Consider the following 18,878-nt stretch of genomic DNA (forward strand, 5'->3'; position numbering starts at 1 on the left):
GGTGAGGAGCGGACGCGCGCCAGGTCGGGCCGGCCGCAAAGTGGCGGCGATTATAAGCCGATAACGCCCGGGGACGAATCGGGGATCGCCCGAGCGACCGCCAGGCCGCCTAGTGGAGCGCCCATCGTCCCGGCCTGACAGCGCTGGAGCCGCCGGGTACAATCGCCGCCCTACCCCCCTCGTCCCTTCCTTTGCCGGAGTCACCGGCCAGGATTATTGTCATGATTCGCATCAACGAACTGTCTCTGCCGCTTGACCACACCCCCGCCGAGCTGCGCCAGGCCATCCTGGAACGCCTGAAGCTGAGCGACGCCGACCTCCTCGATTTCACCGTGTTCAAGCGCAGCTACGATGCGCGCAAGAAGAACAGCGTCATCCTGTTCATCTACATCATCGACCTGGAAGTGCGCGACGAGGCGGCGGTGCTGGCGCGCTTCGCCAATGACCTGCACGTGCGTCCGGCGCCGGACACCGGCTACTACCCGGTCGGCCAGGCGCCGGCCAACCTGACCGAGCGCCCGCTGGTGGTGGGGTTCGGTCCCTGCGGCCTGTTCGCCGCCCTGCTGCTAGCCCAGATGGGCTTCAAGCCCATCGTGCTCGAGCGCGGCAAGGACGTGCGCAGCCGCACCAAGGACACCTGGGCGCTGTGGCGCAAGAAGGTGCTGAGCCCCGAATCCAACGTGCAATTCGGTGAAGGCGGTGCGGGGCTGTTTTCCGACGGCAAGCTCTACAGCCAGATCAAGGATCCGAAGTTCTACGCCCGCAAGGTGATGCACGAATTCGTCCGCGCCGGCGCGCCGGAAGAGATCCTCTACGTCAGCAAGCCGCACATCGGCACCTTCCGCCTGACCGGCGTGGTCGCCGCCATGCGCGAAGAGATCATCGCCCTCGGTGGTGAAGTCCGCTTCGAGAGCAAGGTGACCGACCTGGTGATCAACGACGGCCAGCTCGAAGGCGTGGTGCTCGCCAGCGGCGAAACCCTGCACAGCCGCCATGTGGTGCTCGCCCTGGGCCACAGCTCGCGCGACACCTTCCGCATGCTGCACCGCCAGGGCGTGTACATCGAAGCCAAGCCGTTCGCCGTCGGCTTCCGCATCGAACACCCCCAGGGCATGATCGACCAGGCCCGCCTGGGCAAGTACGCCGGCCACCCGGAACTCGGCGCCGCCGACTACAAGCTGGTCCATCACGCCAGGAACGGCCGCGCCGTCTACAGCTTCTGCATGTGCCCGGGCGGCACCGTGGTGGCCGCCACCTCAGAGCCGGGCCGGGTGGTCACCAACGGCATGAGCCAGTACTCGCGCAACGAGCGCAACGCGAACTCCGGCATCGTGGTGGGCATCAATCCCGAGCAGGATTTCCCCGGCGATCCGCTGGCCGGCGTCGAGTTGCAGGAGCGCCTGGAATCGCGCGCCTACGAACTGGGCGGCAGCGACTATTGCGCGCCCGGCCAACTGGTCGGCGACTTCATTCGCGGCGCGCCCTCCACCGAATTCGGTGAAGTCGAGCCCTCCTACAAGCCCGGCGTGCGCCTGGGCGATCTGGCGCCGTCGCTGCCCGCCTATGCCATCGAGGCCATTCGCGAAGCCCTGCCCGCCTTCGGCAAGCAGATCCGCGGCTTCGACCGCCATGACGCCATCCTGACCGGCATCGAGACCCGCACCTCTTCGCCAGTGCGCATCACCCGCGACAACGACAGCCTGCAGAGTTTGAATCTGCGCGGTCTCTATCCCGCCGGGGAAGGCGCCGGCTACGCCGGCGGCATCCTCTCCGCCGGCGTGGACGGCATCAAGGTCGCCGAGGCCCTGGCCAAGGCGATGCTCGCGGAAGGCGACGCGCAGGACGCGCCGCTGGTTCGGGCCGCGGGTTGATGAAGCTCGACGACATCAAGAAGCTCCACCAGAAGAAGTACCGCGCCGAATTCGGCCACTTCCTGGTGGAGGGCGAGCACCTGGCGCTGGAACTGCAAAAGGCCGCGCTGCAGCACCCCCCGCTGCAGCGCGCTGAACTCTATGTGACGGGCGCCTACGAACACTGGCAGAGTCCGTTCCGGACGCACCTGATCAGCGACCGCCAGATGGCACAGCTCGCCGACACCAAGACCCCGCAGGGCATCCTTGCAGTGGTGCCCATGCCCCGGGAGCCCGTGGCAGCAGCGGTCGAGGGCGAGCGCGCCGTCTATCTGCACGAGATCCAGGATCCCGGCAACCTGGGCACCATCCTGCGTACCCTGGCCTGGTTCGGGCGCTTCCGCTGCCTGCTCAGCCCGGGCAGCGTCGATCCCTACAACCCCAAGGTGGTCCGCGCCAGCATGGGCGCCATCTTCCACACCCCGCTGGAACTCGACGTCGAACTCGCCGGCCTGCAGCAGCGCTTCCCCCGCCTCGCCTGCCTGGACATGCAGGGCACGCCCGTTCAGTCGGACCAGTTCAAGACCTTCGATTGCTACCTCTTCGGCAACGAAGCCCGCGGCGTTCCGCGCGAGCAGCTGGCGGCGCTGAACGCCCAGCCCTTCACCATCGGCGGTTCGGGCGCCATCGAGTCCCTGAATCTGGCGGCCACGGTTAACATGTGCGCCTATGAGTTGAGTCGCTAGCGCTGACGCACGCCGCGTGGTGGCCGTTCCAGAGGGCGGCGTGGCGCCTCCCAGGCGAAGAGAGGCCGTCCCGCCCGCGCTCATGACTCAGCAAGCCTCTTGCCGGGGATTCACCGGCAGTCCCTGAAGCGCCACGCCCGTCCGCTACGCTGGCAAGAGCGGGGAACCCAGATCACGGGCGTTAGAGGTCCTCGTCCTGCCCTTCTCCCTTTCGCGACTCGTCGTAGACCCGTTGCGCCTCTTCCATGGCGGCGCCATGGGCCAGGGCCCAGCTATAAAGCGCGGCGAAGGGTTCGCGCAGCGAGCTGCCAAGCGGGGTGATGGTGTATTCGACGCCGATCGGCTGTGTCGGCAGTACCTTGCGACTGATCAGGCCGTTGCGCTCGAGCCGCTTCAGGGCCTCGGAAAGGGATTTGTGGGTGATGCCGTGGAGGCGGCGCTTGAGATCGTTGAAGCGCGCCGGCTGCGTGCACAGGACGCTCAGGATCAGCACGGCCCACTTGTTGCCGATGTGTTCGAGGATGGGACGCGTCGCACTGACGTCGAGCGGGAGTTCGAGCTCGTTGCTGGACATGGGTATCCGCCTGGATATCTAGGCACCCTCAGGTGCGTTCTTGCGAGCAGATATACGAATGATACCGTGCTCCTGGACAGCCACAGCAACCGGGTAAGGATCCATGAGCATACTTTCAGCAAAAGTCGCCGTCGTGATCGGTGGTCATGGCGGGATCGGTGGGGCCATCGCGGAACGCTTCGCGACCGAGGGCGCAACGGTGTACGCCAGCAGTCGACGCACCCAGGCCCGCGACGTCGAACGCGGCGCGGGCAGGTTGCTCGCGCGCAGCCTCGATGCGTCCGATGTGACGGCCCTTGCCGCCTTCTTCGACCGCGTGCGGCGCGAAGCCGGGCGGGTGGATGTGCTGGTGGTGAACGCCGGCCTCTCGGAGTTCGCACCGCTCGAGACCCTCACCACAGAGCACTTCGACCGCACCTTCGCGCTCAACGTACGCGCCCTGCTCTTCGCCACCCAGGCGGCGACGGCGATCATGCCCGCTGGCGGCACCATCGTATTGATCGGCTCCATCGCCGCCGCGATCGGCACCCCAGGCTATGGCGTCTATGGGGCGAGCAAGGCGGCGGTACGCTCCTTCGCGCGGACCTGGGCCAATGAACTGGCGCCCCGCAACATCCGCGTCAACGTCGTCGCGCCGGGCCCCACGGACACCGCCATGATGGCGGCGACCTCGGCGGAGGTACGGGAGCAGCTGAACAGGCTGATCCCGCTCGGCCGGATGGCACGCGTCGGGGAAGTGGCCTCGGCCGCGCTCTTTCTCGCCAGCGACCAGAGCAGCTTCATCACCGGCGCCGAGTTGCCGGTCGACGGTGGCATGGCGCAGGTCTGACAAGCGTCTCGCGCCTGGATGTTCAGGACGCGCTCCACGGATCGAGCGCGTCCGGGTCCGGGCGGGTAGGTACGCACCATGGCCCGGGATCTCGCTCGCGAACGTCCGGAGCTTATCGCCAACATCAGGGGTCCACTTTCCAAGTCTCGCCTTCAGGAATGCGCCCCCATGATCACTCTCAACAGCTACACCACGGTCAAGCGTCGCGAACGCGTGCCCCATGACCTGTTCGCGCAATACTGGCGTGATGTCCACGGTCCCCTGTGCGCCCGTCTGCCGGGGCTCGGTCACTACGTGCAATACCACTTCGACCGAGAGCAGGACGCCCATCTGTGGCCGCTGGCCGAGGGCATCCGCGAGATTCCCGACTACGAACTGGATGGAATGGTCGAGATCGGCTTCGCTGACGAGGCGCATCAGCGTACCTTCCAGGCCGCCAGCCCCGTGCTGTTCAGCGACGAGCAGAACATGTTCGCCGAGACGCTTGCCTATGATCTGCCCTATGGCTCGCATGCCTTCAAGAACACGCTGGCGGACGAGCAGCACAACGGTCCCGACCAGCTGGATCGCCTGCAGCTCCATCTGCATCCCCGCGACAGCCTCGAGGACCTGAACACTTATCTGCTGAGCCACCTGGGCCCCTGGCTGGCCACCCAAGCGGCCGTCCTGAAAGTGCGCGTCCACCCGTGCGTGCCCTTCGTCAACGACGGTCAGCATCCGCCGTCGCCCGACGTGGCGCACCGGGCCGATGCCATCCGCGCGGCGCTGTCGATGGTGGAGATCGTCTTCGCCTCGCCACTGGAACGCCGACGTTTCTTCGCCAGCGAAGCCTTTCGCAGCAGCCTGCCCGAACAGGCGCGGCACATCGCCTGCCGTAAGGCATTCGCCGTGTCCGGGGTTTACACCTACGTCCATGCCGGCCAGCTCACCACCGCCGGCCTGCGCGGCAGTCGCGCGGCCGAACTGATCGAACGCCTCGGGGCGGTCAACCAGACGCAGGACGAAGTCGTGCATCTGCTTCGTCACGGCGCGTTACCGGAAAACGATGCGCCCTCCTCGGCATCGACCCCACGCTAGGACTGAAGGCCATCGGTCCTACTTCCGGCCGGCTTGGTTGTTCACCCCATGCTCGACAACGGCGCCGTGCCGGCCGCTAGGGCCAGACGAGGAGACCTTCGTCCCGCCAACTTCTGCCAGCCCGGCTGCTCGGGCTGGCGGGCTGGCCATTGCAAACAACAAAACGAAATGACATTCTAAAAAGCCAGCTCATAGCTGGTTGTTACCCCGCAACTTGAAACGGCCGGCCTGATGACGGGTTCTGCGCACTGCCCGCCCTGTATGGCATGAGCGCCAGGGGGTAGCCGCTCTTGTCCCAAGCATCGCCGTGCTGGTTGTCGCGGTGCCGCACTTGACCTGCCGGACCGGCCGCTGCCTGCCGAGTCAATCTGGAGACAGCCTTCTTGGCGAAACCTGCACAGCCCTCCCGTTGGCCCACCGCTGTAAGGGCGCTCGCCCATCGTGACTTCCAGATCTATTTCGCCTGCCAGGGCGTGTCGACCCTGGGCAAATGGGTGCAACAGGTCGCGCTGTCGTGGATGGCCTATCACGTCACCGCTTCCGCCACCCTGCTGGGCGTCATCACCTTTCTGACGCTCGCCCCGCAATTGCTGGTAGGTCCGATCGCCGGCGCCTGGATCGACCGCCACGACAAACGCCGTTGCCTGATCGCGGCGCAGTCGCTGCTGGCGATCCAATCGCTGTTGCTCGCGCTCTTGAGCTGGCAAGGCTGGATCGACGCGCCGATCCTGATCGCCATGGCTCTATTCCTGGGCTTGCTGAATGCCCTGGAAACACCGCTCAGACAGGCACTCATCGGTAGCTTCGTGGCCGACGCCAGCGATTTGCCCAACGCCCTCGCCCTCAATGCCATGCTGATCAACGCCGCGCGCTTCATCGGCCCGCCGTTGGCCGGCGCCCTGATCGCCGCCAGTAGCGAAGCGCTGTGCTTCCTGATCACGGCGATCGCCTTTGCCACCTTGCTGCTGGGCCTGACGAAGGTTCAGGGCAGCGCGACCGCCAAAGCCAGCGGTTCGACCAGTCAGATGTTTCGTGAAGGCCTGGACTACGTCTGGAATACCTTCTCGGTCCGGCGCCTGATGCTGGGGGTGGTCGCCGTCAACCTGCTGGCCTCCAACTACAGCGTCTTGCTGCCGGTACTGGCCAAAACGCTCTACCTCGGCGATGCCCGGATGCTGGGGTGGCTATGGGGAGCCGCCGGTGCGGGTGCCTTCGTCGCCACGATCATGCTCGCCCTCGCCGGCGCCTTGCACCGCCTGAGGCGCGTGATCTTCATCGCCGAGTTGTGCTGCGCCCTGGCCCTGTGCCTGCTGGCGTTCCAGCTGCCGCTTCCCTTCGCGCTACCGTTGCTGGCCCTGCTGGGCTTCGGCATCACCGCCAACAACGTCAGCACCAACATGCTGTTGCAGGGCGATGCCCCGGCAGCGCTGCGTGGCCGCGTGATCGCCCTGTACATCGCCATGCGCTTCGGCTTCGAGGCGGTGGGTGGCCTGCTCGCCGGCTTGCTCGCCAGCGCCCTAGGCGCACCCCTCACGCTCGGCATCGCCGGTCTGCTGTTGCTGACGTTCCGTGCAGTGGAAAGCCATCTCAATGCCAAAAAGGAATGAAGTGCCGATTCGCAGGTATAGCTTGCCCCTGTGAACGCTGAATCGAAGTGGCAAGAATATGGGAGACATGTGCCAGAAGGACGTCAGGATACGCAATACCCGCATCTCTTGATGGCGGCAGCCATCGCCATCCCCGTTCGCTACGTGAACGGTGTCAGCTGCCGAGGATGGTGATGCGACCATCCTCTGCAGGCTCGGATACCTAGCGCGCACAGCGTCGGTATCCCCTCAGCGTTCGCCATAGCGACTGCCATTGAAGCAGGCGGGATCCTCATCCAGATAGCGCCGCATCCGCCGCCAGAGGGTCGCCGTGCTGATGCCGAGCCGGGCCGCGGCCTGCTTGCGATTACCCCCCACGGCGCTGAGGGCCGCATGCAGGATCGCGCGCTCGTCGGGTAACGCGGCCGCCCGTGCTGCCGGCGGGGACACCTCGGGATGGGGCAGGTCGCCGAGCAGCTCGTCGAGCAACTCGTCGGCGGGTAGGTCGCAGGAGAGCATGACGCCCAGGCGCTCGACCAGATTGGCGAGCTGGCGCACGTTGCCTGGCCACGGGTAGTCGGCGAGTCGAGTCAGCAAGGTCTGGGTGAGCGCCCGGGTCACTGCGGAGGGCTCGGCCAGGAGCCGGTCCAGCAATTCGGGCAGGTCGTCACGGCGCTCGCGCAACGGTGGCAGCGTCAGGCGCAGGACGCAGAGCCGGTAGTAGAAATCTTCCCGGAACAACCCCCTGGCGACCTGCTCAAGCAGGGGTTTGTTGCTGGCCGTGATGATGCGGATGTCCACCGGCGTGACCTTGTCGTCGCCGATGCGGACGACTTGCCGCTCCTGCAGGGTACGCAGCAGTTTGAGCTGGATATCCGCGGAGGTTTCGCTGATCTCGTCGAGGAACAGCGTACCGGTATGGGCCAGCTCGAAGACGCCGATACGGCCCTCGCTGGACGCCCCGGTGAAGGCGCCCCGGACGTAGCCGAACAGCTCGCTTTCCAGCACCCCGGGGGCGAAGGCAGCGCAATTGATGGCCACGAAGGGGCCATGGCAGCGCGCCGAGGCATTGTGGATGCTCTGGGCGAAAAGTTCCTTGCCGGTACCGGTCTCGCCTTCGATGATCAGGGTGCTGTCAGCGCTGGCGTAGGCCTGGGCCAGCCGCTTCGCCCGCTGCAGGGCGGGACTGCTGCCGACGATATCGGCGAAGGTGCGCCGCGCCAGGTGCTGGCTGGCGATCGCTCGCCGCATCTTGCGCTCCAAGGTCCTGATGTCCGTCTGCTTCTGCAGGGTGGCGACCGCGCCGATGACCTGGTCATCCAGCTCGACGGGAGCGATGCTCAGCGTCAGGGAGTGGCGGCCGATGTCCAGCAAGGCTCCGCGAACCGCCTTTCCCTGCTGCAACGCCGGCTCGAAATAGCGCCCGATGGGCAGGTCGAGGATGAGATCGCCACAGGCGAGATCCCCCATGTAGGACTGCGCGACCTGGTTCAGACGGGTCACCCGGCCCGCGCCGTCGACGCTGAAGATGCCTTCGGACACGCAATCGAGGATCGCCTGGATCAGCTCGTAGCGACGCTGCAGTTCCTGGCGCTGTCCGCGGCGTTCGTCCTCAATCCGGAGCAGATGCAGGGCTTCGTCGAGGGCCTCGGCGGCAGCGTCGCCATCGGTATCGGACATCACGAAATGCAGACCGCGGGCGGTGACGGCATCGGCGAAGGACAGCCCGCCGATGGTGACCTCGATGCCCTGGGCCTGCAGTTCGTCCAGGCGGGCTTCGATCTCGTGACTGCTGGCGAGCGGATCTATCACGCAGATGTGCGCATCGGGCATGAAGGGGTGGGATCTGACGAGAATCCGCGCGTAGCCGTCCGAGGTGGCAAGAAAGGCGACCCGAGGTGAGATGCGCAACGCCTGCCGATAGGCATTGATGCAATCGAAGAAGGTGTGCCTGAGCTCCACCACCGGCACGCGAAAGTGCTCCCGCAGGCGGTGGGCCGTTTTGCCACGGCTGATCAGGACCACGGCGCCCTGGTCCAGCAGGTGCTGGGCGGTACGCAGGGCGTCGCCCTGTACCGCTTCCACCACGGGCAGCGCTAACCCGCGCCGGGCGAGCAACGCTTGCATGGTCAGGGTAAGGGTGCGCGAGGGTGCGATGATGGCGATTCGACCGGACAGACCGGCGGACACGGAAGGGTTTGGCTCGGCATTCATTGACGTTCTTCTTGTTTCAGGCCTTTCACCAGCTTGAAAGCTTTTGCAAACTCGCGCCATGACTTTAGCTTCGCAGCGTTCGGCGGAAAACCGTGACGTCTTCCTATCCATTTGATTGCAATAATTTTTTCAGTTCGGCCTGACACGACTGAGCGATCTGGCACAAGCCTTGCGCCGCTACTGTGCAAACAACACCAAGAAGGTAGCTGGCGATGAAAATGGTCTTCATAGGCTTCGGCGAGGCCGCCTATCACCTGGCCCTCGGGCTGGGCGCTGCGGAAGGACTGCAACTGGGCGCCTACGACGCCTATCGCGACGATGCCAAGGTGGGCCCGCTGATCCGGCAGCGCGCTGCCCAGGCCGGGGTGGAGCTGTTCGACAGCCCCGAGCAGGCCTGCAAGGCAGCACGCTTCGTACTCTGCCTCACCAGCGCAAGCAGCGCCCTGGCCCTGGCTGAGCGCATCCTGCCACTGCTGACCGCAGGCCAGGACTACCTGGACCTGAATTCCGCGGCGCCCGGGGTCAAGCAGCGCATAGAGCGTCTGCCACGGGCCGCCGGTGTTGGCTTTTGCGATTGCGCCGTGATGGGCACCGTGCCGGGCAACAATCACCGCGTCCCGATGCTGCTGGCCGGCAGCGCGGCGCCGGCCTTCGCCGCCGCCCTTACCCCTTATGGCATGCGCCTCACCGTCCTGGAGGCCGAGCCCGGCGCCGCCTCGGCCATCAAGATGCTCAAGAGCGTGGTGATGAAGGGGCTGCCGCAACTATTCCTCGAATCCTTTCAGGCGGCCGAGCGCTTCGGGGTGCTCGACACCCTGGTCGCCTCCCTCAGCGAGTCCCTCGATGGCAAGACGGTGACGCAACTGGCCGACACCTTCACCGCCCGCACGCTCATCCATGCCAAACGCCGCGCCGCCGAACTGGACGACGTCGTCGCGACCCTGCAGGCGGTGGGCGTTGATGCCAGCATGTCCATCGCGACCCGCGATCAACTTCTGAAACTGGCGCAGCAGGACTGGCACACCGAACTCGGCTCCGGGGGTAGCGAGCTGGACTACCGCACCGCCATCGTCCATTTCACCCGCGCCCAACAGGAGTCGTCGCGATGAACACCGATCAGTACCTGCCGCTACCCGAACTCATTCCCGCCGTGCTGCTCGAGCGCTTTCGCGCGCTCAGCCCGGCGCAGCTGTGCGATGGCATGCAGAGCCTGGGCATCCCCCGCAGCGGCTGCATGGACGCTGATCTGCTGCCGCTGGACCCGGACAAGCTCCTACTGGGCACTGCCTGCACCGTGGATACCGAGGATGGCGACAACTTCCCAATCCACGTCGCCATCTACCAGGGGCAACCGGGCTACGTACTGGTGGTGGCCGGCAAGGCGAACCGGGAGCGTGCCTATCTGGGCGACCTAATGGCCGGGGCCGCCCAGGCGGTGGGTCTCGCGGGTCTGGTGGTCGATGGCTGCGTGCGTGACCGGCGCCCGCTGGCGGAGCTGGACATCCCGATCTACGCCAAGGGCTTCATGCAGCGCAGCCCGGCCAAGCACGGCCCCGGTCGGATCAACGTGCCGGTCCAGTGCGCGGGGGTCGAGGTCGCCCCGGGTGATCTGGTCTTCGGCGACTACGACGGCATCACCGTGGTGCCTCGCGCCCGCCTGCTGGAGGTGCTCGAAGCCGCGGAGAAGAAGGACGCCTACGAGGCGCAGCGCCGCACGATCATCGCCGACTATGCCCGCTGTCGTGCCCAGGGTGAGCCCCTGCCGCCGCTGGCGCCGGACTGGGTGACCGCGCTATTGGAAAAGCGCTGACCGTCGCCCGAGGAGTCCACCACCAGGACTCCTCCCGCTCCACTCGTTTCGCGTCCCGATAACAATAAGACTGGGAGTTGCTCCGAATGCTGACCTTCCTCGGCTATGCGCTGATCATCGCCTTTCTGTTCCTGGTCATCCGGCAGAAGCTGTCACCCTTCACCGGCTTGATCGTGGTCTCCCTGGCCGCCGGCGCCCTGGCCTGCATAGCCAGCGGCGTCCCCTTCGAATCCCTGGTCACCTGGATTCGCGAAGGCCTGTTCTACTCCAACAGCCAGAGCGGCAAGGTGGCGCTGGGCACAGTCAACCCCACGGTGATGATCCTCTTCGCCATCCTCTACTTCAGCCTGATGATGAACGTGGGGCTGTTCGATCCGCTGTGTACCTATCTCATCCGCAAGGCCAACGGTGATCCCCTGAAGATCATCCTGGTGACGGCCTTCACCTCCTCGGTGGTGACCCTGGACGGCGATGGCACTACCACCATCCTGATCATCACCAGCGCCTTCCTGCCGCTGTACAAGCAGATGGGGCTGAAGCTGTCGAACCTGGCCATGCTCATCATCCTGCCCTGTGGCCTGGGCAACTGCCTGCCCTGGGGCGGCCCGCTGGCACGCGCCGCCGCGGTGCTGAACGTGGAGGTGAATACCCTCTTCGTGGCGATCCTGCCGATCCTGGGGGTTTCCTTCGTCTATGTGTTCTGCATGGCCTATCTCATGGGGCGCAAAGAGCGCGCGCGGCTCGGCTACATCCCCGGCGAACGCGCCATCGTCACGCCGCAGCAGATCGAGGACATGGTCACTGTCATCCAGGAAAACGACCGGGAATTCAAGCGCCCCCGCCTCTTCCTGTTCAACTTGGCGCTGACCGTGATCATGCTGGTCACGCTGCTGGCCGGCTGGGCCAGTGGCGCCATCGTTTTCATGCTGGGAACCGCCATCGCCCTGGCCGTGAACTACAGCGCCACCGAACAGCGCGAGCGCATCACGGCCAATGGCGGTGACGCCATCGCCGTCGCGTCCATCATTCTGGCGGCGGGCTGCTTCCTCGGCATCTTCAACGGCAGCGGCATGGCCGCCGCAGTGGCTACCAGCATCGCCGGGCTGATTCCCGAGTCCATGGGCAGCCATACGGCGCTGGCCTTCGCCTTCCTCGGCGCCATCGCCTGCTATGCGCTGCCGGTGGACGCCTACTACTTCGGCATCCTGCCGGTGGTGGCGCCCATCGCCTATCAGTTCGGCATCACCCCCACCGAGATCGGCGTGGCCTCATTCATGGGGCAGGCCCTGCGTTATGCGAGTCCCACCGTCGCCTGGCTGTTCCTGCTGATGAATCGAACGGAAATGACCTTCGGCGAGTACCAGAAGGAATTCTTCAAGTGGTCGCTACCGATGTTTGGCCTGTTCATCGTCACCGCCATCGTGACCGGTGAACTGCCCATCGGCTGACGCCCTGATGCCAGTCGGCTGTTAGCTGGGATGGCAAGCGGCGACGTCCCCGCGGGTGGTGTTGGACCAGACGTAGAAGCGCATGCAGCCGAATGCCGAGTAGACCATCCAGGCATTCGGCACAGCCATGTGCAGTGGCGAGACATGTAGCCCTTTAATGGTCCTTATCGACGCTCTCCTGGGCGAGGCCTGGACACTGACCGCCACGAAGACTCTTCCGCGGCTTTGTCCATTCAGCGCTCGGCAGCGGGACCGAACATTTACGTAGGGTCCGGCAGCACGGGGAAGATCTGGCTATCCGTTGCATCGATCCGCTCAGCGTCGAAGGCGGAGTATCGGGGCAGACGCTGAGTGACATCCCCAACGCGCCGCTCCGGTGCAACCGGGCTCCATCCTGGCGCAGCGTCTCGTGAGTAGCCGGACAAAGGTTCGCCCAGACGCGAACCAATGCTGCGGGTCCGGACCGCGACCGGAATCCAGGCATCGCCCCAGAGCCTCGCGCTGAAAGGTCCAGCGAACCAATTTCAAATGGCATCGGCCTTGCACCCGCCTCAGGTATTCGCATCTCCCCTGCGATCGCGTTGTTAGCGCGTTTCGCAGCGGGAGACGGCCCAGACCTAAGAGGCAAAGGTTCGATGCAGATCCACACCGACGATAGTGCCCGCCTGGCCCTGGATGCCTTGCGCAACCTGGTGGCCCAGCAGAGCAACCTCCCCGACAAACCCCTGCCGCCGGAGCGCGAGCTGGCCAGTGAATTCGGCGTCAGCCGGCGTTCCATCCGCCGTGCCCTGGCGGTGCTCGAAGCCGAGGGCCAGGTGTGGCGCCGCCAGGGCAAGGGCACCTACGTCGGGCCCACGCCGCCGAGCGCAGCCCTCACCCTGACCCAGCTGTCGGCGCGCACCAATTTCAGCGAGGTGATGGAGGCACGGCTGCACCTGGAGCCGAATCTCGCCGCCCTGGCCGCCCAGCGCGCCAGTGGCGAACAGCGCGCCCTGATTCGCCGCATGGCCGAGCGCACCGCCTTCGAACGCCTGGGCAGCAGCGAGGATGCCGATGCCATCGAGCTGTGGGACAGCGCCTTCCACCGCAGCATCGCCGAGGCCGCCGGCAATCGCCTGCTGCTGGACCTGTTCGAGATGCTCGACGCCATCCGCCTGGACCCGATCTGGCGCGACCTGCGCCACCGGGCGCGCAATGCCCAGCGCCTGCTGGCCTACCACGATGACCACCAGGCCCTGGTGGAAGCCCTCGATGCCCGCGATCCGGTCCGCGCCGCGGCGGTGATGCGCGCCCATCTGCGCGCCCTGCAGCTGGCACTGGACAGCGTGCTGCAACAGACCCTGGAGCAGGCCCTATGAGCGCCCCGGTATTGGTGGTGGACGACCTCAGCGTACGCTTCGCTGGAGCGCCGGCCGCGGTGGTGGAAGGCCTGAGCTTTACCGTGCAGCCAGGCCGTACCCTGGCCCTGGTGGGCGAATCCGGCTGTGGCAAGAGCGTGACCTCCATGGCGCTGATGGGGCTGTTGCCGGCTAGCGCCCAGGTCCGCGCTCATCAAGCCAGCTTCATGGGTGAGGACCTGCTGGGCATGCCCGAGGCGCGCCGCCGCGACCTGCGCGGCGATCGCCTGGCCATGGTGTTCCAGGAGCCGATGACCTCGCTGAATCCGGCCTTCACAGTCGGCGAACAGTTGATGGAAACCGTGCTGCGCCATCGGGGTGGCAGTCAGTCGGCTGCCCGGCAGCGCGCCCTGGAGATGCTGGAGAAGGTGCGGGTGCCGGCGGCGACCCAGCGACTGGCGGCCTATCCCCACGAACTCTCCGGCGGCATGCGCCAGCGGGTGATGATCGCCATGGCGCTGGCCAACGACCCGGCGCTGATCATCGCCGACGAGCCCACCACGGCGCTGGACGTGACCATCCAGGCGCAGATCCTCGAACTCATCGCCAGTCTGCAGGCCGAGACCGGCAGCGCCATGATCCTCATCACTCACGACCTCGGCGTGGTCGCCGAGGTCGCCGACGAGATGGCAGTGATGTACGCCGGCCGGGTGGTGGAATCCGGCCCGGTCGCCCAGCTGTTCGACGATCCGCAGCATCCCTACACCCTCGGCCTGATGGGCTCCATGCCCTCGCTGGGACCGCGCACGGGACGCCTGGCGACCATCGCCGGCCGGGTGCCGACGCCCGCCGAGATGCCGGCGGGCTGCCGCTTCGCCAGCCGCTGCCCCTTCGTCCTCGATGCCTGTCGCGTCGCGCCGCCACCCCTGGTGGAACTCGCTCCTGGGCAGCAGGTGGCCTGCCTGCGCGCGCCCCTGGAACAGCACCTGGAGACCCCCGCATGAATGCCGTGGAACGTCCCATCCTCGAAGCCATCGGCCTGACCAAGCACTTCGGTGGCCAGGCCGGTTTCCTGCAACGCCCAAAGCCGCCGGTACAGGCGGTGAGCGATGTCTCCTTCACGGTGCGCCGCGGCGAGACCCTGGCGCTGGTGGGCGAGTCCGGCTCGGGCAAGTCGACCCTCGGCCGCCTGTTGCTCAACCTGCTCGCGCCCACCGCTGGCGACGTCATCTACGAAGGCCGCAACCTGGGCAACCTCAGCCCGGCGGCGCTGCGTCAGGTGCGTCAGGAATTGCAGATCATCTTCCAGGACCCTTTCGCCTCGCTGAATCCACGCATGAGCGTGGCCGACATCGTTGGCGAGCCCGTGTGGCTGCACCAGCCGCTGAATCGGGGCCAGCGCGCCGAGCGGGTGGCCGAGCTGCTGCGCACCGTGGGCCTGGCGCCGGAGCTGGCGGGGCGCTACCCCCACGAATTCTCCGGCGGCCAGCGGCAGCGCATCGGCATCGCCCGGGCCCTGGCCGCCGAGCCGCGGCTGCTGCTCGGCGACGAACCGGTGTCGGCGCTGGACGTCTCGGTGCAGGCCCAGGTGGTGAACCTGCTGGAAGACCTCAAGGCACGCTTCGGCCTGACCCTGATCATCGTCGCCCACGGCCTCGGCGTGATCCGCCACATGAGCGACCGGGTGGCGGTGATGTACCTGGGCGAGATCGTCGAACTGGCGCCGGTGGAGGCGCTGTTCGAGACGCCCCTGCATCCCTACACCCAGGCGCTGCTGGCCGCGGTGCCGGTCAACCATCCGCGGGCGCGGCGGCCAAGCACCCTGCTCGGCGGCGACCTGCCCAGCCCCACGGCGCCGCCCAGCGGCTGCCGCTTCCACACCCGCTGCCCCCACGCCCGGCCGCTGTGCCGCGAGGCCAAGCCGCTGCTGGAATCCGCCGCCGGCGAAGGCCGGGTGGCCTGCCACTTCTGGCGCGAGATCGCCGGCGCGGGCTCCTCACCGCCGCCGCTGATCGCCACCAGCGCCGCCTTCACGCGCCGCCTGGCCCTGTTCAACCGTCATCAATCCCTTCTGGAGTCCACCCCATGAAAGCCTCCGCCTGGCTCACCGCCACCCTTCTGCTCCTGGCCGGCGGCTCCGCCCTGGCCGAGACCACCCTGCGCATCGGCATCCAGGACGATCCCGACGTGCTCGATCCGCACCGCTCGCGGACCTATTCGGGGCGGCTGGTCTACACCGCCCTGTGCGACAAGCTGGTAGACGTCTCGCCACAGCTGGAGCTGGTGCCCCAACTGGCCACCGCCTGGCAGTGGAGCGACGACAACCGCAGCCTGACGCTGCAATTGCGCCAGGGCGTGACCTTCCATGACGGCGAGACCTTCGACGCCGCCGCGGTGAAATTCAACCTGGACCGCGCCCGCAGCCTGCCCGACTCGCTGCGCAAGAGCGAACTGGCTTCGGTGGATACCGTCGAGGTGGTCGATCCCCAGACCGTGCGCATCCGCCTCAAGCAACCCGACGCCACCCTGCTCGCCCAGCTCTCCGACCGCGCCGGCATGATGCTGGCGCCCAAGGCGTCCACCGGCGACGTTGGCAGCAAGCCGGTCTGTTCCGGTCCCTATCGCTTCGTGCAGCGGGTGCAGCAGGACCGCATCGTGCTGGAGCGCTTCCCCCAGTACTGGAACGCCAGCGCCTACCACTTCGACCGGCTGATCTTCCTGCCCATCCCGGACACCTCAGTGCGCCTCGCCAACCTGCGCTCGGGCGACCTGGACATCGTCGAGCGGGTCGCGCCCACCGACGTCAAGGGCCTGCAGGGCCAGGCCGGCTTCACCCTCTACAACACCCCGGGCCTGGGCTACATGCAGCTGATGGTGAACATGGCCAACGGCGACCGGGCGAAGAATCCCTTCGCCGGCGACAAGCGCGTGCGTCAGGCCTTCGACCTGGCGCTGGATCGCGAAGCGCTCAACCAGGTGGTGTTCGAGGGCCTCTATGCGCCCAGCGTGCAGCCTTTCCCGCAGAGCAGCCCCTACTACGACAAGGCCTTCGCCGTGCCGGCCCGCGACGTGGCGCGCAGCCAGGCACTGCTCAAGGCCGCCGGCGTCAGCCTGCCGGTCAAGGTGGAGCTGAAGATCGCCAACAACCCCATCGCCCAGCAGGTGGGCCAGCTGATCCAGGCCATGGCCGCCGAGGCCGGCTTCGAGGTCAACCTGGTCGCCACCGAATACGCCACCCTGCTGGCCGAACAGCACGCCGGCAACTTCCAGCTCGGCCTGAGCGCCTGGTCCGGCCGCCCCGATCCGGATGGCAACGTGCATCAATTCGTCACCTGCAAGGGCAACCAGAACGACGGCCGCTACTGCAACGCCGCGCTGGATCAACTGCTCGACCAGGCCCGCACCATCAATGACCAGGCCCAGCGTCAGGCGCTCTATGCCCAGGCCCTGACCCTGCTGCGCGAGGAGCTGCCGGTGTTCTATCTCTATTTCGACCCGCGCATCATCGCCACCCGCGCCGATCTCAAGGGCTTCGTCCCCAATCCCGACGGCCTAATTCGCCTGGCCGGCGTCACCCGCGGGCAATAGCCATGCTGCGCCTCTTCCTGCGTGGCCTGCTGAGTGCCCTGCCCACCCTGCTGCTGGTGTCGCTGTTCGTCTTCACCCTGCAGCAACTGCTGCCGGGCGATCCGGTGCTGGCCATGGCCGGCGAGGAGCGTGATCCCCAGGTGCTGGAATTCCTGCGCGAGAAATACCGGCTGAACGATCCCGTACCGGTGCAGTACCTGCACTGGATGGGCGGGGTGCTGCGGGGTGACCTGGGCATCTCGCTGCGCACCGACCAGCCGGTGACGGCGCTGATCGCCGAAAAGCTGCCGGTGACCCTGGAGCTATCGCTGCTGGCCATCGTCATCGCCCTGCTCATCGGCATCCCCACCGGCATCCTCGCCGCGGTACGCCGGGGCACGGCGGTCGACTACGGCGCCAATCTGGTGGCCCTGTCCGGCATCTCCATCCCGCACTTCTGGCTCGGCATCCTCCTGATCCTGCTCTTCGCGGTGAAGTTGCAGTGGCTGCCGGCCTCCGGTTTCGTGCCCTTCCACGAGGACCCGCTGCGCAACCTGCGCACCCTGATCCTGCCGGCCTTCGTGTTGGGCGCCGGCCTCTCCGGCACCCTGATGCGCCATACCCGAGCGGCCATGCTGGAGGTGCTGCGCGCCGACTACGTACGCACCGCCCGAGCCAAGGGCCTGCGCGAGCGCGTGGTGATCCTGCGCCATGCCCTGCGCAATGCCTTGATGCCCATCGTCACCCTCACCACCCTGCTGTTCGGCGAACTGCTCGGCGGTGCGGTGCTCACCGAGCAGGTCTTCAGCATCCCCGGCTTCGGCAAGATGATCGTCGACGCCGTGTTCAACCGCGACTACGCGGTGGTCCAGGGGGTGGTGCTCTGCGTGGCGGTGGGCTTCGTGCTGCTCAACCTGGTGGCCGACCTGCTCTACCGCCTGATCAACCCGCGCCTGAGGCACGCCGCATGAACGCCCTGACCCTGCCCCGCCCGGCCACCCTGAGACCCGCGCGCTCGCCCTTCTGGCGCAAGTTCAGCGCCAATCGCGGCGCGCTGCTCGGCGCCGCCTTGATCCTGACCTTCGCCCTGGCCGCCCTGTTGGCACCCTGGCTGGCCCCCTTCGATCCGCTCAAGACCAGCTTCCTGGCGGTACGCAAGGCGCCCTCGGCGCTGAACTGGCTGGGCACCGACGAACTCGGGCGCGACCTGCTCTCGCGCCTGCTGTGGGGCGCGCGCAGTTCCCTGCTGGCGGGCGTGGTCTCGGTGGCCATCGCCCTGCTGGTGGGGGTGCCCTTGGGCCTGGTCGCCGGCTACTTCGGCGGCTGGCTAGACGCCGTGGTCTCACGCCTGGTCGAAGCCCTGCTGTCCTGTCCCTTCCTGGTCCTCGCCATCGCCCTGGGCGCCTTTCTCGGCCCGAGTCTGGGCAACGCCATGATCGCCATCGGCCTGTCCGCCATGCCGGTGTTCGCCCGCCTGACCCGCGGCCAGGTGCTCGCCATCCGCCACGAGGACTATCTGGAGGGGGCGCGCGCCATCGGCCTGCTGGATCGCTGGATTCTCTGGCGCTACGTCCTGCCCAACATCCTCTCGCCGCTGGTGGTCCAGGCCACCCTGACCATCGCCGCCGCCATCCTCGCCGAGGCCAGCCTGTCGTTTCTCGGCCTCGGCCAGCAACCGCCGATGCCCTCCTGGGGCTCCATGCTGAACACCGCCAAGAATTTCATGGAGCAGGCGCCCTGGATGTCCATCGCCCCGGGCGTCTGCATCTACCTCACCGTCCTCGGCTTCAACCTGCTGGGCGACGGCCTGCGCGACGCCCTTGATCCTCGTCACCAATGA

General features: G+C 66.9%; 16 protein-coding genes. 14 read left to right on the plus strand and 2 right to left on the minus strand.

What is annotated here, in order from left to right:
* The first annotated feature begins 221 nt into the window (after positions 1-221).
* Together PSK12I2_RS0119590 and PSK12I2_RS0119595 are read left to right on the plus strand one after the other, a co-directional pair.
* Positions 222-1,871 carry an NAD(P)/FAD-dependent oxidoreductase gene (locus tag PSK12I2_RS0119590; protein WP_027599723.1) on the plus strand — a complete coding sequence of 550 codons (1,650 nt, stop codon included), beginning with the start codon at positions 222-224 and terminating at the stop codon, positions 1,869-1,871.
* A complete protein-coding gene (locus PSK12I2_RS0119595) occupies positions 1,871-2,596 on the plus strand; it encodes an RNA methyltransferase (RefSeq protein WP_027599724.1) in 726 nt (241 codons plus the stop codon). The genes PSK12I2_RS0119590 and PSK12I2_RS0119595 overlap by 1 nt, the downstream gene beginning before the upstream one ends.
* A 181-nt stretch (positions 2,597-2,777) precedes the next feature.
* Here PSK12I2_RS0119595 and PSK12I2_RS0119600 read toward each other — a convergent pair whose 3' ends face one another.
* Positions 2,778-3,170, minus strand: coding sequence for a helix-turn-helix domain-containing protein (locus PSK12I2_RS0119600; RefSeq protein WP_027599725.1), 393 nt, complete (start codon positions 3,168-3,170; stop codon positions 2,778-2,780).
* Between the two features lie 103 nt (positions 3,171-3,273).
* Between PSK12I2_RS0119600 and PSK12I2_RS0119605 the strand changes: the two genes are divergently transcribed.
* The 3 genes from PSK12I2_RS0119605 to PSK12I2_RS0119615 all read left to right on the plus strand — a co-directional run bounded on the left by PSK12I2_RS0119605 (position 3,274) and on the right by PSK12I2_RS0119615 (position 6,683).
* A complete protein-coding gene (locus tag PSK12I2_RS0119605; RefSeq protein WP_027599726.1) occupies positions 3,274-3,999 on the plus strand; it encodes an SDR family NAD(P)-dependent oxidoreductase in 726 nt (241 codons plus the stop codon).
* A gap of 168 nt (positions 4,000-4,167) precedes the next feature.
* On the plus strand, positions 4,168-5,076 hold the full coding sequence (locus PSK12I2_RS24180; protein WP_051398761.1) for an EthD domain-containing protein: 909 nt from the start codon (positions 4,168-4,170) through the stop codon (positions 5,074-5,076).
* 383 nt (positions 5,077-5,459) lie between these two features.
* Positions 5,460-6,683 (plus strand): MFS transporter, encoded by a 1,224-nt coding sequence (locus PSK12I2_RS0119615; RefSeq protein ID WP_027599727.1) that lies wholly within the window; start codon positions 5,460-5,462, stop codon positions 6,681-6,683.
* Positions 6,684-6,911: 228 nt separating this feature from the next.
* On the opposite strand, the gene PSK12I2_RS0119620 is transcribed toward PSK12I2_RS0119615, so the two are convergent.
* A complete protein-coding gene (locus PSK12I2_RS0119620; RefSeq protein WP_042133590.1) occupies positions 6,912-8,876 on the minus strand; it encodes a sigma-54-dependent Fis family transcriptional regulator in 1,965 nt (654 codons plus the stop codon).
* A gap of 212 nt (positions 8,877-9,088) precedes the next feature.
* On the opposite strand from PSK12I2_RS0119620, the gene PSK12I2_RS24185 reads away from it, so the two are divergent.
* The 9 genes from PSK12I2_RS24185 (at position 9,089) to PSK12I2_RS0119670 (ending at position 18,878) form a co-directional block, all read left to right on the plus strand.
* Complete coding sequence (locus tag PSK12I2_RS24185; RefSeq protein ID WP_037007868.1) at positions 9,089-9,985, plus strand: DUF1932 domain-containing protein; 897 nt, start codon at positions 9,089-9,091, stop codon at positions 9,983-9,985.
* Positions 9,982-10,686: an S-adenosylmethionine--2-demethylmenaquinone methyltransferase gene (locus PSK12I2_RS0119630; RefSeq protein ID WP_027599729.1), complete on the plus strand. Its 705-nt coding sequence runs from the start codon at positions 9,982-9,984 to the stop codon at positions 10,684-10,686. The genes PSK12I2_RS24185 and PSK12I2_RS0119630 overlap by 4 nt, the downstream gene beginning before the upstream one ends.
* Before the next feature lie 86 nt (positions 10,687-10,772).
* Complete coding sequence (locus PSK12I2_RS0119635) at positions 10,773-12,134, plus strand: CitMHS family transporter (protein WP_027599730.1); 1,362 nt, start codon at positions 10,773-10,775, stop codon at positions 12,132-12,134.
* Between the two features lie 635 nt (positions 12,135-12,769).
* Entirely contained in the window at positions 12,770-13,492 is a 723-nt protein-coding gene (locus PSK12I2_RS0119645; RefSeq protein ID WP_027599731.1) for a FadR/GntR family transcriptional regulator, read from the plus strand.
* Complete coding sequence (locus tag PSK12I2_RS0119650) at positions 13,489-14,475, plus strand: ABC transporter ATP-binding protein (RefSeq protein ID WP_027599732.1); 987 nt, start codon at positions 13,489-13,491, stop codon at positions 14,473-14,475. The genes PSK12I2_RS0119645 and PSK12I2_RS0119650 overlap by 4 nt, the downstream gene beginning before the upstream one ends.
* Positions 14,472-15,560 carry an ABC transporter ATP-binding protein gene (locus PSK12I2_RS0119655; protein ID WP_027599733.1) on the plus strand — a complete coding sequence of 363 codons (1,089 nt, stop codon included), beginning with the start codon at positions 14,472-14,474 and terminating at the stop codon, positions 15,558-15,560. The genes PSK12I2_RS0119650 and PSK12I2_RS0119655 overlap by 4 nt, the downstream gene beginning before the upstream one ends.
* Positions 15,557-17,059 (plus strand): ABC transporter substrate-binding protein, encoded by a 1,503-nt coding sequence (locus PSK12I2_RS0119660; RefSeq protein ID WP_027599734.1) that lies wholly within the window; start codon positions 15,557-15,559, stop codon positions 17,057-17,059. The genes PSK12I2_RS0119655 and PSK12I2_RS0119660 overlap by 4 nt, the downstream gene beginning before the upstream one ends.
* A gap of 2 nt (positions 17,060-17,061) precedes the next feature.
* Complete coding sequence (locus PSK12I2_RS0119665; RefSeq protein WP_027599735.1) at positions 17,062-18,009, plus strand: ABC transporter permease; 948 nt, start codon at positions 17,062-17,064, stop codon at positions 18,007-18,009.
* On the plus strand, positions 18,006-18,878 hold the full coding sequence (locus PSK12I2_RS0119670) for an ABC transporter permease (protein ID WP_027599736.1): 873 nt from the start codon (positions 18,006-18,008) through the stop codon (positions 18,876-18,878). Before PSK12I2_RS0119665 ends, PSK12I2_RS0119670 begins: the two co-directional genes overlap by 4 nt.

It is taken from the genome of Pseudomonas sp. MOIL14HWK12:I2, from assembly GCF_000510745.1.
GTDB lineage: Bacteria > Pseudomonadota > Gammaproteobacteria > Pseudomonadales > Pseudomonadaceae > Chryseomonas > Chryseomonas oryzihabitans.

Coding starts and splice junctions, on each gene's coding strand:
- PSK12I2_RS0119605 (WP_027599726.1), top strand. CDS start 3,274: ATGAGCATACTTTCAGCAAAAGTCGCCGTCGTGATCGGTGGTCATGGC.
- PSK12I2_RS0119645 (WP_027599731.1), top strand. CDS start 12,770: ATGCAGATCCACACCGACGATAGTGCCCGCCTGGCCCTGGATGCCTTG.
- PSK12I2_RS24180 (WP_051398761.1), top strand. CDS start 4,168: ATGATCACTCTCAACAGCTACACCACGGTCAAGCGTCGCGAACGCGTG.
- PSK12I2_RS0119620 (WP_042133590.1), bottom strand. CDS start 8,876: ATGAATGCCGAGCCAAACCCTTCCGTGTCCGCCGGTCTGTCCGGTCGA.
- PSK12I2_RS0119655 (WP_027599733.1), top strand. CDS start 14,472: ATGAATGCCGTGGAACGTCCCATCCTCGAAGCCATCGGCCTGACCAAG.
- PSK12I2_RS0119635 (WP_027599730.1), top strand. CDS start 10,773: ATGCTGACCTTCCTCGGCTATGCGCTGATCATCGCCTTTCTGTTCCTG.
- PSK12I2_RS0119670 (WP_027599736.1), top strand. CDS start 18,006: ATGAACGCCCTGACCCTGCCCCGCCCGGCCACCCTGAGACCCGCGCGC.
- PSK12I2_RS0119630 (WP_027599729.1), top strand. CDS start 9,982: ATGAACACCGATCAGTACCTGCCGCTACCCGAACTCATTCCCGCCGTG.
- PSK12I2_RS0119590 (WP_027599723.1), top strand. CDS start 222: ATGATTCGCATCAACGAACTGTCTCTGCCGCTTGACCACACCCCCGCC.
- PSK12I2_RS0119600 (WP_027599725.1), bottom strand. CDS start 3,170: ATGTCCAGCAACGAGCTCGAACTCCCGCTCGACGTCAGTGCGACGCGT.
- PSK12I2_RS0119660 (WP_027599734.1), top strand. CDS start 15,557: ATGAAAGCCTCCGCCTGGCTCACCGCCACCCTTCTGCTCCTGGCCGGC.
- PSK12I2_RS0119650 (WP_027599732.1), top strand. CDS start 13,489: ATGAGCGCCCCGGTATTGGTGGTGGACGACCTCAGCGTACGCTTCGCT.
- PSK12I2_RS0119595 (WP_027599724.1), top strand. CDS start 1,871: ATGAAGCTCGACGACATCAAGAAGCTCCACCAGAAGAAGTACCGCGCC.
- PSK12I2_RS0119665 (WP_027599735.1), top strand. CDS start 17,062: ATGCTGCGCCTCTTCCTGCGTGGCCTGCTGAGTGCCCTGCCCACCCTG.
- PSK12I2_RS24185 (WP_037007868.1), top strand. CDS start 9,089: ATGAAAATGGTCTTCATAGGCTTCGGCGAGGCCGCCTATCACCTGGCC.